We start from the raw sequence: 15,852 nt of genomic DNA on the forward strand, positions 1-15,852 counted from the left end.
CCCGACCCCCTCTAGGGTGAAACCCGTGGAAGCACTGGACCCCATCGAGTCGGTCAACACCTTCATCGGCACGAAGGACGAGGGCAACACCTTCCCGGGCGCCTCCATGCCCTTCGGCAAGACGCACAGCAGCCCCATCGGCTCGCACTACGCCGGCTACCGCTACGACGACCAGCACATCCGCGGCTTCGGCCACTTCTTCCTGTCCGGCGCGGGCTGCTGGGAGCAGGGCGGTCTGGTCTCGATCCTCCCGGTCACGCAGCTCCCGCAGAGCTTCGACCACAAGCGCTACGCCAGCGGCTACACGCACGACGGTGAGATCGGCAAGCCCGGTTACTACAAGGTGAAGCTGGACCGGGACATCACCGTCGAGTGCACCGCGACCACCAGGGCGGGCGTGGAGCGGTACACGTTCCCCAACGGCGTCCAGGGCACGCTGCTCGTCAACGTCGGCCAGGCCAACGACAAGGAACCGGTCAGCGCCAGCTCCGTCCGCGTCGTCGACGACCGCACGATCACGGGAACCGTGGAGACGCAGGCGTTCTGCGGCGGCCGGCCGTACCTCACGCATTTCACCACCAGGTTCGACCGTCCGTTCGCGAGCTGCGGCACCTGGGGTCCGTCGGGACCGAAGCCGGGCCAGAACGAGTCGAGGGGCGGAGCGGGGCTGAGGGGCGCCTGGGTCACGTTCACCCCGGGACCGGTCACCGCGAGCACCGCACTGTCCCAAGTGGACGAGCGTGGTGCGACCGGCAACCTCGAGGCGGAGACGAAGGGCAGGTCCTTCGACGAGCTCCGCAACGAGGCCCAGCAGGCGTGGCGCGACGAGCTCGCGTGCATCGAGATCGACACGGACGACTGGGACGAGCGGGCGGTCTTCTACACCGCGCTCTACCACGTGCTGCTGCAGCCGCTCACTGGAAGTGATGCCGACGGCCGGTACCGCGGCTTCGACGGCCAGGTCCACCAGGCGGACGGCTGGACGTACTACGAGTACTACTCGCTGTGGGACACCTACCGCGCCCACAACCAGCTGCTCGCGTTGCTCCGCACCAAGCGGTCGCAGGACATCGCGAGGAGCGTCCTCGCCATCCACGAGCAGGGTGGCTGGTTGCCGCGGTGGGCGTTCGCGAACCAGGAGACGAACTGCATGACCGGTGATCCGGTCACGCCGTTCCTGGTCGACCTGTGGCGGTTCGGGCACCTCGAAGGCCTGGAGGAGCGGGCTTACCGCGCGCTGGTGCAGAACGCCGACGGGATCCCGCCGGCCTCCAGCAGGTTCCAGGGCAGGTCGGGCAACCCGAGCTACCTCGCCAACGGGTTCGTCCAGTACGACAAGCGCTTCCCCAAGAAGGGGCAGGACACCGACCCGCACCACGGCGCGTCCGCGACGCTGGAGTACGCGCTGGCCGACGCCACGCTCGCCATCATGGCCGAGGCGCTGGGGCACCGGGAGGACGCGGAACGGCTCAGGGTGCGCGGCCTCAACCACCGGACCCTGTGGGACCACAGCGTCACGGACCGGGGCTTCACCGGCTTCCCCCGGCCCAAGCTGCCCAACGGCGCCTGGCTGGACCCGTTCACGCCGCAGGGGCCGGAAGGGTTCCACGAGGGCACGGCGTGGCAGTACCAGTGGCTCGCGCAGCACGACGTCACCGGGCTGATCACGGCGCTCGGCGGCAAGGCGGCGGCCGAGGCGCGGCTGGACGACTTCTTCGCGTACCCGGACCTCCTGGCGGACCCGAAGCGCACGGTCCGCGAGAAGTGGGTTGTCGGGCCGTACGAGTACTACAACCAGTTCAGGTACAACCCGAACAACGAACCCGATTTGCACGCGCCCTGGATGTACGCGCTCATCGGCAGGCCGGAGAAGACGTCGGTGGTGGTGCGGGCCGCGCAGACCTTGTTCGTCAACGGGCCGGCGGGTGTCACGGGCAACGACGACCTCGGCACGATGTCGGCCTGGTACGTGTTCAGCGCGCTCGGGATGTACCCGGTCGTGCCGGGCACCGGGGAGTTCGTGCCGCACGCGCCCAGGTTCCGCAAGGCGGTCGTCCACCTGGAGAACGGGCGGGACGTCGTCATCGAGGCCGAGGCCGCCGACGTCGCGAAGACGCAGGTGGTGCAGCGCGTCCGCAGCGGGTGGTTGTCGAAGTCCAAGGACCGGGTCGAGCTCGCGGAGCTGCGGTCCGGCACCACCCTCGAGGTCGACCTCCACACACTTCCCAACTGAGACGCTCGTTCGGTCGTAGGCTCGTGCGATGGGCACCTGCACGAGCTGCGGCACGGACTTCGCGCCCCTGCCGTCGCGGGCGCGGTACTGCTCCAACGCGTGCCGCCAGCGCGCGTACCGCCGGCGGTCCTCCGGAACGTCCACTGTGGTCACCGAGCTGCCGGCGTACGACGACGTGTTCGTCGGCAGAGCGCGCGAGCTGGCCGAGCTGCTTCCGTTGCTGCGCAAGCACAGGATGCTCACGGTCGTCGGTTCGGCCGGGATGGGGAAGACGCGGCTCGCGGTCGAGCTGGCCCGGCGGGTGCGGCGGACCGAGGTGCGCACGGTCGAGCTGGGCGGGCTGAGCCGGGCGGACCAGGTGGTGCAGGCGTTCGCGGAAGCCGTTGGGGCGTACCGGCACACGGGCTTCTCGCTGCTGGCCGCGCTGCTCGCCGAGCTGAGCCACCGACGGGTCCTGCTCCTCGTCGACAACTGCGAGCACCTCGTCGAGGAGTGCTGCGAGGTCGTGGACGCGCTGCTGTCGCGCTGTCCGAACGTGCACGTCCTCGCGACGAGCAGGGAGGCGCTGCGAGCGGTCGGTGAGGTCGTGTACCCGCTGCACGGCATGGACTCCGACGCCGTCCGCCTCTTCGCCGAACGCGCCGGTGCCGCGGCCGACCACGCCTCCGCCGCCGCGATCTGCGCGCGGCTCGACGGTGTGCCGCTCGCCGTCGAACTGGCCGCGAAGCTCTCGGCGACCGTGCCGCCGGCCGAGCTCGCGGACCGCCTCGACCACCGGCTGGACCTGCTGAGCGACGCCGGGGAGCAGGCCCGGCACCGGAGTCTGCGCGCGGCCGTCGCGTGGAGCCACGACCTGCTGACCACGCGGGAACAGGAGCTGTTCCGCAGGCTTTCGCTGTTGCCCGGCGGGTTCGGGCTGGAGATCGCCGAGGTGGTGCACGGCGGCCCGGTGATCGGCCTGCTCGGCGCGTTGCACGCCAAGTCGCTGGTGGTGCGGGGCGACGACGGCCGGTTCCGGATGCTGGAGTCGATCCGCCTCTACGCGGAGGAACGGCTCGTCGAGCACGGCGAGCGCGAGGTGATCGCCGAACGGATCGTCGCCTGGCTGTGCGAGAAGGGCGAGCCGGGCGTCTCGTCGTCGATCCTCACGCCGGAGCAGGTGAAGGCGCAGCACGAGGAGTACGACAACGCGACGTACGCGTTCCACCGTTTGGTGGCGCCGCAGGACGACCGCAGGCTGATGCTGGCCACGATGCTGCTGCGGGTGTGCTTCGACCGCGGCTACTTCGCCGAGGCGGGCGCGGTGCTGGTGCAGGTGCTGGACCGGACGCCCGCGGACACCCGCTACCGGATCCTCGCGCTGGAGTACGCGTCCCTGCTGGCACGGCACGAGGAACGCCACGACGAGGCGGTGGCGTACGCCCTCGAAGCGGTCGAGACGGCCGAGGCCGGCGGGCAGGACCTGATCCTGTGCCGGCTGTTCCGGACGCTGGCAGGGGCCTATGACGGCATGGACGACGTGCCGAACACCGTGCGGGCGCTGCGCCGCTCGATCGAGCACGGCGTGCGCAACGGCAACGACGTCAGCGTGGCCGTGTCGAGCCAGAACCTCGGCTGGGGGCTGCTGGTCCAGGGCGAGGTCGACGCCGCGGCCGAGCTGGTCGAGGCCGCGCTGCCGGTGCTCAGGGCGCACGCGCGGCACGACGTCGTGGCCATCGCCGCGCACTCCTCGGGCTGCATAGCCCTGGAACGCGGCGACCTGACGACGGCCGGCGCCCGGTTCGCCGAGAGCGCGCGGATGACGGCGGACGCGCCCCGTGCCGTGCTGGAGCCGGTCGAGGGGTGCGGGCTCGTCGCGGTGCTGTCCGGACGGCACGAGCTCGGCGTGCGCCTGCTGGTCGCGTGCCACCAGATGCGCACGACGTGGGTCATCCCGCCGGACCCGTGGTGGCGGCGGAAGATGACGGCCGCGATGGACCTCGCCCGGGAGTCGCTGACCCGCGCGGCCTTCCACCGGGCGCTCACCGCCGGGCGGGCCATGGACGTGCGGCACGCCCTGGAGACCGCGCTGGACACCGGGTTCGCCGGCGACCCGGTGCTGAGCGACCGGCAACGCATGGTCGTCGAGCTGGTGGCGCAGGGCTTGACGAACGCCCAGGTGGCGGCCAAGCTCGGGATCTCGCACCGGACCGTCGAATCCCACGTGCACAACGTGAAGACCGCGCTGGACCTGTCCTCCCGCGCACAGCTCGCGGCGTGGGCCCGATCGGGCTGAGACGTCCAACTGAGACGTAACGCTGCGCGCCATCCGGATGACTTCCGAGCCCCGGCCGTTCATCGTGGGCGGAACGACCGACCTGGGGAGGGCGACGTGGAACCGATCCGCCTGCTGCACCCCGACCTGGTGCCGCAACGCCGCGAGTCGCTGCAGCACGCCGCGTCCACGCTGGTCCAGATGGGCCTGGACGACACGGTGCTGTCGGCGCCGCTCGTGCACCAGCGGCTCGCCCACGTGGTCCTGGCGACCAGCGGCATGATCGAGTGGGCTCCCGGTTCCGGAGCCGGCGACGACGGTCCCGACGAGCGCTTCGGCGTCGAACGGGTCGCCGGCGACCGCGGCGGCGTCTTCCTCTCCGGCGTCCTCATCGCCTACCTCGACGTGCTCGACAACGCGGCCAGGATGGGCACGTCGATCAGCGAGGACGCCTGGCGCACGCTGCTCTGGGCGCCGACCGCGCTCTTCGACCACGTGCTGCGCCGCCCGCAGGTGGGCATGACCGTCGTGCCGCCCGGCCGCGGCACCGAGGACCTGCCGCACGAACGCGCCCAGGCCGGGCAGCGCCTCTACTTCGCGCTCATGCAGGCGACCCGGTTCGCCGTCAACGGGGTCGTGCGCGCCCAGGACGACCGCACGCTCGTCGAGGACTGCGTCACGCTCGCGACGGCGTGCCTGCGCGCCGCCGCCGTGGCGCTCGCGTTCGCCGCGGACGTCGTGGACCCGCCGGAGCTGGTCGTCGAGACCGCCGAGCACCGGTACCTGTGGCAGGTGCTCGGCGACGTGCGCGCCGCCGTCCCGAGGGCGCGGTTCGACCAGTTCTCGGCCGCGCTGCGGAGGTTGGACGACTTCCGCGCCGCATGCCCGTTGCTGGTCGCGGGCGGCTGACCCGTTCGTCTCGACTTCGCGCCGACTTTCGTCGTTCCGCTCCGTGTCCTGCCCGGCGCTGACCTAGCGTCTCGCCCATGACGGAGGAACGGGCGGCGGTCGTGGTGCGGGACGTCCGCAAGAGCTACGGCGAGCTGAAGGCGGTGGACGGTGTCTCGTTCACCGTGGCCGAAGGGGAGTTCTTCGGCATCCTGGGCCCCAACGGAGCCGGGAAGACCACCACCCTGGAGATCGTCGAGGGACTGCGCGAGCCCGACAGCGGCGAGGTGCGGCTGCTCGGGGAGAGCCCGTGGCCGCGCAACGTGAAGTTGTTGCCGCGCATCGGGGTCCAGCTGCAGGCCTCGTCGTTCTTCGAGAAGCTGACCGCCAAGGAGCAGTTGCAGACGTTCGGCTCGCTCTACGGCGTGAGCCACGGCACGGCCGCGGACATGCTGGAGCTGGTCGGCCTGGCGGACAAGGCGAACGAGCAGGAGAACAAGCTCTCCGGCGGGCAGCGCCAACGGCTCTCGATCGCGTGCGCGCTGGTGCACGATCCGGACGTCGTGTTCCTCGACGAACCGACCGCGGCGCTCGACCCGCAGGCGCGCCGCAACCTCTGGGACGTGCTGCGCGCCATCAAGGAGCGCGGCAAGACCATCGTCTACACCACGCACTACCTCGACGAGGCCGAGATCCTCTGCGACCGCGTGGCCATCATGGACACCGGCAGGATCCTCGCGCTCGACCGGCCGGCGGTGCTGGTGCGCGGACTCGACGCGCCGACGCACGTGACGCTGCAGAAGGGTGTTGTGCCGGTCGCGGACGCCGTCGCGATGGAGGGGGTCGAGGAGGCGCACGAGGACGAGGTGTCGCTGACGATCTCCACGCGCCGCCCCGCTCCCGTGCTCTCCGCACTGGCCGAGCGCGGCGCGCTCGACGGCCTGCAGGTCCGCACGGCCACCCTCGAAGACGTTTTCCTCACCCTGACCGGTCGGGAGTACCGCGCATGACCGCGTTCAAGACGCTTTCCGTGGCGATGCTCAAGGGGTTCGTCCGGGACAAGGTGACGCTGTTCTTCACCTTCCTGTTCCCGTTGATGTTCCTCGTCATCTTCGGACTGGTCCTGCGCGACGCGGGCACCGACAGGACGAGGATCGCGCTCGTCGGCGACGGCCCGATCGTCAGCGCGCTGCGGGACAGCGGCACCCTCGAGTTCGAGTCGTACGACGACGAGAACGCGGCTGTGCGGAAGGTGGAGGACGGCGACCTCCCCGCGGCGCTGATCGTCCGCGGCCAGGAGGTCGACGTCCGGTACGCGCAGAGCGACCAGGTCGAGTCGGCGACCGTGCTCGGGATCGTGAACGGGTTCGTGGACAAGGCGAACCTCGCCGCGACCGGGCAGCCGCCGCGGTTCACGTTCGTCTCGCAGAAGGTCGAGGACGCCACCCTCGAACCGATCCAGTACCTGACGCCGGGCATCCTGTCGTGGGGTGTGGCGGTGTCGGCGGTGTTCGGGTCGGCGCTCACGCTGGTGTCGTGGCGGCGCAAGCAGGTGCTGCGGCGCATCCGGCTCGCGCCGGTCTCGACGACCTCGGTGCTGTCGTCGCGGATCATCGTCAGCGCGGGGGTCGCGCTGCTGCAGGGCGCGATCTTCATCGGCATCGCGTCGCTGCCGGTGTTCGGGCTCCGGCTGTCGGGCCACTGGTGGCTCGCGATCCCCTTGCTGCTGCTGGGAACCATCGCGTTCTTCGCGCTCGGCATGCTCGTCGGCGCGTTCGCGAAGACCGAGGAGGCGGCGTCCGCGGCGGCGAACATCGTGGTGCTGCCGATGGCGTTCCTGTCCGGCACGTTCTTCCCCGTCGACCGGGCACCCGCGTGGCTGCAGGTCGTGTCGGAGATCTTCCCGTTGCGGCACATGAACGACGGCATGCTCGACGTGCTGGTGCGCGGCAAGGGGATCGAGGCGCTCGCGGTGCCGGCGGCCGTCCTCGTCGGCTTCTCGCTCGTGGTCGGGTTCGTCGCCTCCCGCGTCTTCAAATGGGAGGAATAGGACACCCCCGGTGCGTTGTGCTCCCAGTCACGGTTCATGATGGACAACCATGACGTTCTCCAGCGTGGTCGGACGGTTCCGCATCCTCGCCCTGGCCGAGGCGGTCTCCTGGGCGGGCCTGCTGCTCGGGATGTTCTTCAAGTACGTCGTCGTGCAGAACGAGATCGGCGTCAAGATCTTCGGCCCGATCCACGGCTTCGTGTTCGTCGCCTTCATCCTCGTCACGCTGATGACGAAGGAGCCGCTCAAGTGGGACGCGCGCACGCTCCTGCTCGGCCTGCTGTCGAGCATTCCGCCGTTCGGCACGGTGCTCTTCGAGCGCTGGGCCGCGAAGACCGGCCGCCTCGACGAGCCCGCTAGCGCACCATCTCCCGAACAGCCCTGAGCTCCACCTGCGGGTCGCCCTCGTGGTAGATCCGCTCGGAGGTCTCGATGTTGTCCAGGAAGAGCTGGTACTTCACCGCGTTGTGCAGGCGTGACGCGCGGCGGGCGACGTCGAGGGCCTCCAGCGGGCGGCTGTCCGGGCGGTGCCGCAGCCACGCTTCGCTCCACACCCGCCTGATGTGGTCGTGCAGCTCGGGCGGGGCGTACTCGAGCACCCGGCACGCGTCGAGCGCGGGGTGACCCCAGACGGCGTCGGAGAAGTCGATGACCGCGCCGCCGCGGCGCCAGTTGCCGGGGTGGAAGTCGCCGTGCGTCAGCGTGTCCGGCAGCCCGAACGACGGCATCGCGACGGCGGTCGGGCGGAGCCGCGGCGCGCCGGCCAGCGCGTTCTGCACGGCCACCCACCGCGGCACGACGAGGTCGACGTGCTCGGCGGTGACCGGCCAGCACTTGCCGCCGGGGGCGTCGGCGAGCAGCACCCGCCGGGGTGCCGAGGCGATCACGCGGGGGACGATCGTCGGGTCGTGCCGGCCGACCAGGTCCACCACCGCGCCCTCGTCGGCGAAGAACGACGGGATGGCCTTGAGCCACACCGGACCGTCCGCGGTCGGCAGCCGGAAGACGGTGGAGAGGTTCCAGGTGCGCACCTGCACGGCGGGCCCGGTGCGTTCGACCCGCGCGTCCGCCCACGCGACCAGCTCGGCCGGGCCGCCCGGCCGGGCGTACGGCAGCCGGTGCTCCGCGTCGGGCTCGGGCTCGGCGGCCGGGTGGAGCCGCGAGCGGTCGGGTTCGCCGAGCGCCTCGACGTGGTAGGTGACCTGGCCGCCCCACGGCGGTTCACCGCCCTGCACGCAGACCAGCCGCAGCACGTGCGTCGGCACGCCGAGCAGCTCTTCCAGCAGCTCGTTGACGGGCTCGACGTGGTTCCAGTCCCGCGTGGGGACCGGCAGCACGTCCGTGCGGCCCGCGAACCCGCTCGGCGCGCTGACCAGGGCGACGACCGTCCGCTTCGTCATGCCGTCACCAACCTCAGCGCCGCCCTCAGGTGCCGTTCGGGATCACCCTCGTGGTAGATCCGCTCGGAGTCCTCCACGTTGTCGAGGAACTCCTGGTACTGGACCGCGCTGAGCAGGTGCGCGGCCCGGCGGGCGGCGTCGAGCGCTTCCCGCGGCCTGCTGTCCGGGCGCAGCTGCAGCCACGCCCTGCTCCACACCTCCTCGACGTGGTCGCGCAGGTCCGGCCGGCAGAACTCGACCAACCGGCCCGCGTCCAGCGCGGGGTGCCCCCACACGACGTCGGAGAAGTCGATGACCACGCCCCCGCTGAACCAGTTGCCGGGGTGGAAGTCGCCGTGCACGAGCGTGTCGGGCAGCCCGAACGACGGCATCGGCACCGGGCACCGCCGCACCCGCGGCTCACCCGCCAGCGCGTGCTGCACCGCCACCCAGCGCGGCACGACCTCCTCGACGTGCTCGGGCCGGGTGTCCCAGCAGGCCTCGCCCGGTGCCGCGGCGAGCAGGACCCGGCGCGGAGCGGAGGCGATCACCTCGGGCACGAGGCCGGGGTCGTGCGCCGCGACCATCGCGATCACCTCGGCCTCGTCGGCGAAGAACGGCGGCACGGTCTTGAGCCACACCGGGCCGTTCGCCGTGGGCAGCCGGTGCACCGACGACAGGTTCCACGACTTCACCTGCACCGCGGGCCCGGTGCGGTCGACCTGCGCGTCGGCCCAGGCGAGGAGCTCGGCCGGACCGCCCCTGCGCGCCCACGGCAGCCTGTGCGGGGCGTCGTCCGCCGGTTCGAGGGTGGGGTGCAGCCGCGAGCGGTCGGGTTCGCCGTGCGCCTCGACGTGGTAGGTGACGACGCCGCCCGAGCCGGAGGAACCGCCCTCGGCGGACACGAGCCTGAGCACGTTCGTCGGCACGCCCAGCAGGCGTTCCAGCGCCGCGTTGACGGGTTCGGTGTCCGCCCACCGGGGGCTGTCCACCGCGATCGGCCCGGTGCGGCCCGCGAACCCGCTCGGGGTGCTGACCAGGGCGATGATCGACCGTTCCGTCACGCGACCATCATCGCGACGGCCTCAACCGGATTTCAGTCCTCGAAGTCGCCGCTCGCCCGGCGGACCTTGGCGAGCAGGTCGGTGAGCTGCTCGGTCTGCCGGTCGGTGAGGCCCTTGAGCCCGAGGTTCACCTCGACGACGGCCGCGGTCGCGCTCTCACGGCGCTGGAGACCGGCTTCGGTGATCTCCACCAGCGTGGTGCGGCGGTCGGTCGGGTGGGGCGTGCGGCGGACCAGCCCGTCGCTCTCCAGCCGGTCGACGATGTTCGTGACGCTCGTCGGGTGCAGCTGCAGGCGCTCGCCCATCACGCGCATCGGCAGCGCGCCCTTGCGGGAGAAGTACAGGAGCACCAACGCCTCGTAGCGCGCGAACGTGAGCCCGTGCGGCTTGAGGGCCGCGTCCACGGCGGACTGGATGATCTGCTGGACACGCATGACGCTCGTGACGGCGGCCATCGACGTGGAGGAACCCACCCGGTCGTCCCACAGCTCGGCCGCGCGGGCGATCGGATCGAACGGCAGCGGTGTCATGTGCACGGAAGCTACCAGTCAGTACCACCCGCGGATCACCTAGTGCTGCTGTTCGCGGGGCAGGTCCCGGCGGGGATGGCGGTGGTCGCACAGACCTGGCCTTCCGCCGGGTGGTCGGGCAGCGTGGGCGGCAGGCCCAGCCACCGCTGGGAGACGAACACCAGGAGGTCCGCGTGCTGGTCGCGTTCAGTGTTGCCCCGTCCGGTTCGGACTCGTCGGGAGGCGTCGCGAAGGCCGTCGCCGAGGCGGTCCGGGTCGTGCGGGAGTCCGGGCTGCCCAACGAGACGAACGCGATGTTCACCCTGGTCGAGGGGGAGTGGGACGAGGTGATGGCCGTCGTGAAGAAGGCCACCGAGGCCGTCCAGGCCGCTGCGCCGCGCGTGTCGCTCGTGCTCAAGGCCGACATCCGGCCCGGCTACACCGGTCAGCTCAAGGCCAAGGTCGACCGGGTCGAGGAGCACCTCGCCGACACCCCGTGACGGCCCGTGGGCGCGGAGCCTGCCCGGATGGCCGAAAGCTCTACGCCGGCATGGTGAGAGAGCCCGTGCGGCGGCGGTCGCTGCGTTAGCGTGTCGGGCGTGGACGCAAGGCAGCTGTGGTTGAGGTTCGAGCCCTACCACGACGTCACGTACTTCACGCCCGAGTCGCGCGCGGCGACCGACGCGCTGGGCTGCAAGGGCGGCTGGATGGGCTACTTCGGCATGCGCGCCGCGCCGCTGGGCGCCGCGTCGCCGGAGCTGGTGACGGCGGTGTTCTACAACTTCGCGCCGCGCATGGTCTCCCGTGCGCTGCCGGACGCGTGGGCCGTCGCCTCGCCCGCCGAGTTCCTGCGCGTGCGGCTCGAGGGCGTGGACGGGGCGTTGCGGCGGTTGCTGGGCGAGGTCGGCACGGCGGAGATCGCCGAGGCGGCCGGACTGGCGCGCGCGGCGGCGGAGGCCGCTCCGCTGGGCGGACGCCCGCTGGCGGCGGCGAACCGCGCGCTGCCGTGGCCGTCCGAACCGCACCTGGCCCTGTGGCACGCCTGCACGATCCTGCGCGAGGCCCGGGGCGACGGCCACGTGGCCGCTCTGGTGGCGCACGGCATCGGGCCGTGCCACGCGCTCGCGCTCTACGCGCGCGAACATTCCCTCGATCCGGCATACATGAGAACCGCGCGTGGTTGGACTGTCGAAGAGTGGGAGGAAGTCTCGGACCTGCCCGGCGACCTCGCCGCGGTGGAACGCGCGACCGACGAGGCCGCGCTCGCACCGTGGAAAGCGCTGGGTGCCGGTCCGACAGAGCGGTTCGTCGAACTGATGACACCGCTTGCTCTGCGCATCGCTTCGGCCAACGAGGCGATGCGCGTCAACCCGATGGCCCTGGACCCGGTCCGGGAACTAGCCGTGCCAGGATGGAACACGTGACAAGGCCTGATCCTCGCAAGACCGCCGCACTGTCCGCCGCGCTCTCGGGCGCCGTCGACCTGGGCGCCCTGAAGGCCCGCGCCGACGCGGCCCGCACCGCCTCGGCCGCGCCCGCCGCCTCCGCCGCCTCCGGTGGCTCGCCCACGCCCGACAACGGCTCCGCGCCGTGGATCGTCGACGTCACCGAGGCCTCCTTCCAGGCTGTGGTCGAGCAGTCCCTGCAGGTGCCCGTCGTGGTCCTGCTCGGCGCCTCCTACAGCCCGGAGTCGCAAGCGCTCGCCGCCACCCTGACCCGCTTCGCCCAGTCGTCGGGCGGCGCCTGGATCCTCGCGCGGGTCGACCTCGAGACCGCGCCCCGGATCGGGCAGGCGTTCGGCGTGCAGTCGGTGCCGACGACCGTGGCCGTCGCCGCCGGTCAGCCGATCGACGCGTTCGCCGGGCCGATCGCCGACGCCGAGCTCTCGCAGTGGATCTCGCGGTTGCTGGACGCCCTGCGCGACCGGCTGCCCGGTATCCGCGCCGGCGAGGCCCGCGCCGGTGCCCCCGTCGAGCAGGAGGAGGTCCCCGAGGACCCGCGGATCGTCGCGGCCGAGGAGGCCTTCGAGCGCGGTGACTACGTTGCCGCGCAGGGCTTCTACTCGGAGATCCTCGCGTCGGAGCCCGCCAACGAGCTCGCGCGGGAAGGCCTCGCCCAGGCCAGGTTCGCCGAGCGCGCCGAGGCCGTGGACCCGGCCGTGATCGCCAAGGCGGACGGCGCCCCCGAGGACGTCGACGCCCAGTTGGCCGCCGCGGACGCCCAGGTGGCCGTGCAGCAGGTCGAGGAGGCGTTCCGGCGCCTGGTCGACACCGTCCGCCGCGTCCACGGCGACGACCGGGACCGGGTCCGCCAGCACCTGGTGGGACTGTTCGAGCTGTTCCCGGCGGACGACCCGCGGGTCGCCGCGGCCCGGCGGAACCTGGCTTCCGCCCTGTACTGACAAGTGCGGCCGGGGCTCTTCGACGCAAGAGCCCCGGCCGACCCCCAGAGCGCGGATCAGCCGGCGGGAACCGCCGCGGCGCTGTCCACGAAGATCCGGTCCACGGTCAGGCCGTCCGGTGACGGGGCCTGGTTCTTGACCGGCACGCGGCCTTCGGCACGCAGGTCCTCGGCCAGGCCGGGCTCACGCGGAGTCGTCACCGAGCCGCCGTCGACGCCCACGGCGCACATGCCGACGGACGTGCAGCTGTAGACGGGGCCATCCGGGCCGTCGTACCAGTGCTGCAGGTAGAAGACGTACCGGCCCTTCGGCAGGGCCGAGGCGACGTCCGCGAGAGCCGTCTCGGGCTGCCGGGAGAACTCCACGACGGCCTGCGGAACACCGGCGCGGTTCGCCTTCTCCACCTGGATCGCCACGTTCGACGTGCGGTGGGCGGGCTTCCCGGGGTCGGTGTAGTCCCTGCCCTCGGTGACACCGCCGATGGTGCCGAGGACGACGAGCTGCGACTGCGACGCCAGCTCCTCGACGGTCTCCGGCTCCTCCGGCATCGAGCCGTGGACGGTGTGCGCGTCCCAGAAGTCCGGCGCGGCGGCGGGTGCGGGCGCGGGTGTGGACGAGCAGGCGGTGAGCACCAGTGCCGCGGCACCCACCAGGAACGAGATGCGCATCGGGTTCCCCATCAGTAGGCGCCGTTGATGTGGTTCTTGTCGTGCGTGGCGTAGTAGTTGTGGTCCGGGTTCCCGCGCATGCACGAACGGTTCGGCGTGCTGTACGAGCTGTTCTTGCCCGACGCGTGGCCGAGGCCCACGGTGTGGCCGATCTCGTGGCAGCCCAGGGACTTGTAGTTGCCGTGCGGTTTCCTGTTGTTGATCACGATCTCATGCTGGTCGCACTTGGACGCGTTGACGCGCTTGACGCAGCTGGCCCACGCGTAGGCGTTTCGCAGGTCCGCCGGCGGGTTCCAGGTCGAGTACACCCACACGTCGACCTTCGTGTTGTACGTCGTGTTCACGCTCGTCGTCATGTCCGTCGGCGCGAGCGAGTTCTTCCGCGCCCAGTCGACGCCGGACTTCTGCGCCGAGGTGAGATCGTCGTCGAAGAAGAAGCTGTGCGCCTTGTTGTCCGCGTGCGGGCTGAAGCTGTTGGCGGCCGCCGTGAGCGGTGCCGCGACCATCAGACCGAGGGCGGAAACCAGCACGACGAGCGTTCGCTGTTTCCCCATCAGCCCAGCTTGACGGGCCGCGCTGACAGATCGCTGACACCCACTCCCCGCGATCTTCACCCGAACGGCTGACATAGCCTGTCGGCCGTTCACACCGGTCGGGACACGCCAGGGGGCGAGATGGGCACGGGCTTCCACGCCGAACCAGAGGGCTTGAAGCACACGGCGAAGCACGACATGGGCAAGCTCGTCGAGCACACGGAGAGCGCCAGGCTCAAGCTCGCCGACACCGAGTTGCTCGACGGCAAGGCCTTTGCGGGGCACGAGGAGGTCTACGAGGCGCACCGCGAGTGGCTCAACGCGCGTTCGATGCTTCTCGGCGTGTTCGCGCGGAACAAGGAGAACCTGGAACTGGCCCAGGAGGCGCTGACCGAGGTCGCCGAGCGCTACATCGCCGTCGACGCGGACAACGAGCGGACGTTCGGGGGGATCCTGTCGTGAGCTGGGCCGAAGACATGCAGAAGCACGCCGACTACTTCTGCAAGAAGTTCGACGAGCAGGAGGACTGGTTCTTCCCCGACCACCTGGAGGAGAACGCGAGCTACCCGACCGCCAAGGAGGACGTCCAGCGCCTCTTCGCCGAGTTCGGCCGGTTCATCGACGTCGAGGTGGCGCTCGAGGGCGTGCGCGAGGAGATCTCGTTGCTGTCCAAGGCAGCCGACGACATCGACCAGGACTTCTGCGAGGGCGTGCTCAACGACATCGACCTCTACCTGGAGAACTGGGAGGGCGACGCCGCCGACGGCTTCCGCTCGTACCTGCGCGGCCAGCCGAGCATCGAGGGCGCGCTCGCGCGCAAGCGGGACGTCGTGCGCGCCGCGAAGTACGCGATGCAGGCCTACGAGAAGTCGATCACCAGCTTCCGCGACGACGTGCTGAACTTCGTCGAGAAGGCGCAGAAGGGCGTCGAGGCGGGGGAGGTCAGGGACGCCAAGGTCATGATCTCGCTCGCGTCCGCCGCGGTGTCGATCGGTGTCGCGGCGGCGACCGCCGGCACCGGCGTGGCGTTCATCGCCACGCTCGCGGTCGGCGACGCGTTGCAGACCGGTGCGGCCGGGGTCAACGCCACCTACCTCGAGGCGAACAGCACGGAGCAGGTCATCGGCGAGATGGGCTGGAAGGGCCAGGACATCCTGGAGACCGGCCGCCGGCAGATGGAGAAGGTCCGGGCCGGCTTCCGCGCCGTCGCCGAGAGCATGGCGGGTGCCGGGATGCTCGAGCTGAGCCCGCCGCGGCCCCGCCTCGTCACCGACGACCGGTTCGACCCCGGCGACTTCCACCAGGAGGACCGCAAGCCGCCGAGCAGGATCAGCCGCGAGGACCTGGTGGAGGAGCCGAAGGAACCGGACAGCGCTCCCGCCCGGCCGACGTCGTGACGGAGGACCCGCAGGCGCGCGCCGCCCGGCTGCGCGCCCAGTCCGAAGAAGGCGCCACGAACGCCGACCGCCGTCTGCGGGCGAAGGAGTGGGCGGAGAAGCAGGTCGCCGCGGTCCGCGGCACGGCGAGCAGCGAGCACGGCGACGTGACCGCCACCGTCGACCACTCCGGCCTGCTCCTGCGGCTGGAGCTGTCGCCGCTCACCAAGCAGGCCAAGCAGGACGACCTGGCGCACGCGATCACCGCCGTCGTGCGCCAGGCGACGGCCGACGCGCGGAACCAGGTCCGCGAGGTGTACGTGCGGCTGCGGAACGAGGGCGTCATCCGTTCCCTGCCGCCGTTCCTGCTGCCCGCACCCGAGGTCCCGGCGGTGGCGCTGGCGCTTCCCGTGCGCGGCAACGCACCCGTGAAGCGGACCGGTGACCACACCGAGGAGGGGCCGCCGGAGAGCTGGCTCAAGGACGAACCCTGGTGA

At 71.4% G+C, this 15,852-nt stretch carries 17 protein-coding genes; 12 read left to right on the top strand and 5 right to left on the bottom strand.

The window, feature by feature from the left end:
• The first annotated feature begins 16 nt into the window (after positions 1 to 16).
• The 6 genes from BLQ91_RS04245 to BLQ91_RS04270 all read left to right on the top strand — a co-directional run bounded on the left by BLQ91_RS04245 (position 17) and on the right by BLQ91_RS04270 (position 7,810).
• A complete protein-coding gene (locus BLQ91_RS04245; RefSeq protein ID WP_281199210.1) occupies positions 17 to 2,233 on the top strand; it encodes a GH92 family glycosyl hydrolase in 2,217 nt (738 codons plus the stop codon).
• A gap of 28 nt (positions 2,234 to 2,261) precedes the next feature.
• Positions 2,262 to 4,508 carry an ATP-binding protein gene (locus tag BLQ91_RS04250; RefSeq protein WP_090095287.1) on the top strand — a complete coding sequence of 749 codons (2,247 nt, stop codon included), beginning with the start codon at positions 2,262 to 2,264 and terminating at the stop codon, positions 4,506 to 4,508.
• 96 nt (positions 4,509 to 4,604) lie between these two features.
• Positions 4,605 to 5,396: a hypothetical protein gene (locus BLQ91_RS04255; RefSeq protein ID WP_090095288.1), complete on the top strand. Its 792-nt coding sequence runs from the start codon at positions 4,605 to 4,607 to the stop codon at positions 5,394 to 5,396.
• Between the two features lie 77 nt (positions 5,397 to 5,473).
• Entirely contained in the window at positions 5,474 to 6,385 is a 912-nt protein-coding gene (locus BLQ91_RS04260) for an ABC transporter ATP-binding protein (RefSeq protein ID WP_090095289.1), read from the top strand.
• Positions 6,382 to 7,425: an ABC transporter permease gene (locus tag BLQ91_RS04265; RefSeq protein WP_090095291.1), complete on the top strand. Its 1,044-nt coding sequence runs from the start codon at positions 6,382 to 6,384 to the stop codon at positions 7,423 to 7,425. Before BLQ91_RS04260 ends, BLQ91_RS04265 begins: the two co-directional genes overlap by 4 nt.
• Positions 7,426 to 7,474: 49 nt before the next feature.
• Positions 7,475 to 7,810: a DUF3817 domain-containing protein gene (locus BLQ91_RS04270; protein ID WP_090095293.1), complete on the top strand. Its 336-nt coding sequence runs from the start codon at positions 7,475 to 7,477 to the stop codon at positions 7,808 to 7,810.
• Here BLQ91_RS04270 and BLQ91_RS04275 read toward each other — a convergent pair.
• Genes BLQ91_RS04275 through BLQ91_RS04285 form a run of 3 tightly spaced genes read right to left on the bottom strand, consistent with a single transcriptional unit; the run spans position 7,782 to position 10,398 of the window.
• A complete protein-coding gene (locus BLQ91_RS04275; protein ID WP_143022522.1) occupies positions 7,782 to 8,825 on the bottom strand; it encodes a phosphotransferase in 1,044 nt (347 codons plus the stop codon). The genes BLQ91_RS04270 and BLQ91_RS04275 overlap by 29 nt on opposite strands.
• Positions 8,822 to 9,868, bottom strand: a complete 1,047-nt coding sequence (locus BLQ91_RS04280; protein WP_218130149.1) for a phosphotransferase — start codon at positions 9,866 to 9,868, stop codon at positions 8,822 to 8,824. The genes BLQ91_RS04275 and BLQ91_RS04280 overlap by 4 nt, the downstream gene beginning before the upstream one ends.
• 32 nt (positions 9,869 to 9,900) lie before the next feature.
• Positions 9,901 to 10,398, bottom strand: a complete 498-nt coding sequence (locus BLQ91_RS04285; protein WP_090095294.1) for a MarR family winged helix-turn-helix transcriptional regulator — start codon at positions 10,396 to 10,398, stop codon at positions 9,901 to 9,903.
• Positions 10,399 to 10,571: 173 nt separating this feature from the next.
• Here BLQ91_RS04285 and BLQ91_RS04290 point away from each other — a divergent pair, with 173 nt between their 5' ends.
• The 3 genes from BLQ91_RS04290 to BLQ91_RS04300 all read left to right on the top strand — a co-directional run bounded on the left by BLQ91_RS04290 (position 10,572) and on the right by BLQ91_RS04300 (position 12,778).
• On the top strand, positions 10,572 to 10,877 hold the full coding sequence (locus BLQ91_RS04290) for an MTH1187 family thiamine-binding protein (RefSeq protein WP_090095979.1): 306 nt from the start codon (positions 10,572 to 10,574) through the stop codon (positions 10,875 to 10,877).
• A 99-nt stretch (positions 10,878 to 10,976) separates the two neighbouring features.
• On the top strand, positions 10,977 to 11,801 hold the full coding sequence (locus tag BLQ91_RS04295; protein WP_090095980.1) for an SCO6745 family protein: 825 nt from the start codon (positions 10,977 to 10,979) through the stop codon (positions 11,799 to 11,801).
• Entirely contained in the window at positions 11,798 to 12,778 is a 981-nt protein-coding gene (locus BLQ91_RS04300; protein ID WP_090095296.1) for a tetratricopeptide repeat protein, read from the top strand. The genes BLQ91_RS04295 and BLQ91_RS04300 overlap by 4 nt, the downstream gene beginning before the upstream one ends.
• Before the next feature lie 56 nt (positions 12,779 to 12,834).
• Here the strand turns inward: BLQ91_RS04300 and BLQ91_RS04305 are convergent, their stop codons facing one another.
• Both BLQ91_RS04305 and BLQ91_RS04310 read right to left on the bottom strand, forming a co-directional pair.
• Positions 12,835 to 13,446: a hypothetical protein gene (locus BLQ91_RS04305; RefSeq protein ID WP_143022523.1), complete on the bottom strand. Its 612-nt coding sequence runs from the start codon at positions 13,444 to 13,446 to the stop codon at positions 12,835 to 12,837.
• 11 nt (positions 13,447 to 13,457) lie between these two features.
• Positions 13,458 to 14,000, bottom strand: a complete 543-nt coding sequence (locus tag BLQ91_RS04310) for a hypothetical protein (RefSeq protein WP_218130150.1) — start codon at positions 13,998 to 14,000, stop codon at positions 13,458 to 13,460.
• A 120-nt stretch (positions 14,001 to 14,120) separates the two neighbouring features.
• Here BLQ91_RS04310 and BLQ91_RS04315 point away from each other — a divergent pair, with 120 nt between their 5' ends.
• From BLQ91_RS04315 to BLQ91_RS41045, 3 genes are read left to right on the top strand one after another with little or no spacing between them, the layout of a single operon-like run.
• On the top strand, positions 14,121 to 14,441 hold the full coding sequence (locus BLQ91_RS04315; protein ID WP_090095300.1) for a hypothetical protein: 321 nt from the start codon (positions 14,121 to 14,123) through the stop codon (positions 14,439 to 14,441).
• Positions 14,438 to 15,376: a hypothetical protein gene (locus BLQ91_RS04320; RefSeq protein WP_176959560.1), complete on the top strand. Its 939-nt coding sequence runs from the start codon at positions 14,438 to 14,440 to the stop codon at positions 15,374 to 15,376. The genes BLQ91_RS04315 and BLQ91_RS04320 overlap by 4 nt, the downstream gene beginning before the upstream one ends.
• The gene (locus tag BLQ91_RS41045; RefSeq protein ID WP_176959561.1) at positions 15,373 to 15,852 is read left to right on the top strand and encodes a YbaB/EbfC family nucleoid-associated protein; all 480 of its coding nucleotides are present in this window, start codon (positions 15,373 to 15,375) and stop codon (positions 15,850 to 15,852) included. Before BLQ91_RS04320 ends, BLQ91_RS41045 begins: the two co-directional genes overlap by 4 nt.

Source organism: Lentzea jiangxiensis (assembly GCF_900104175.1).
Classification (GTDB): domain Bacteria; phylum Actinomycetota; class Actinomycetes; order Mycobacteriales; family Pseudonocardiaceae; genus Lentzea; species Lentzea jiangxiensis.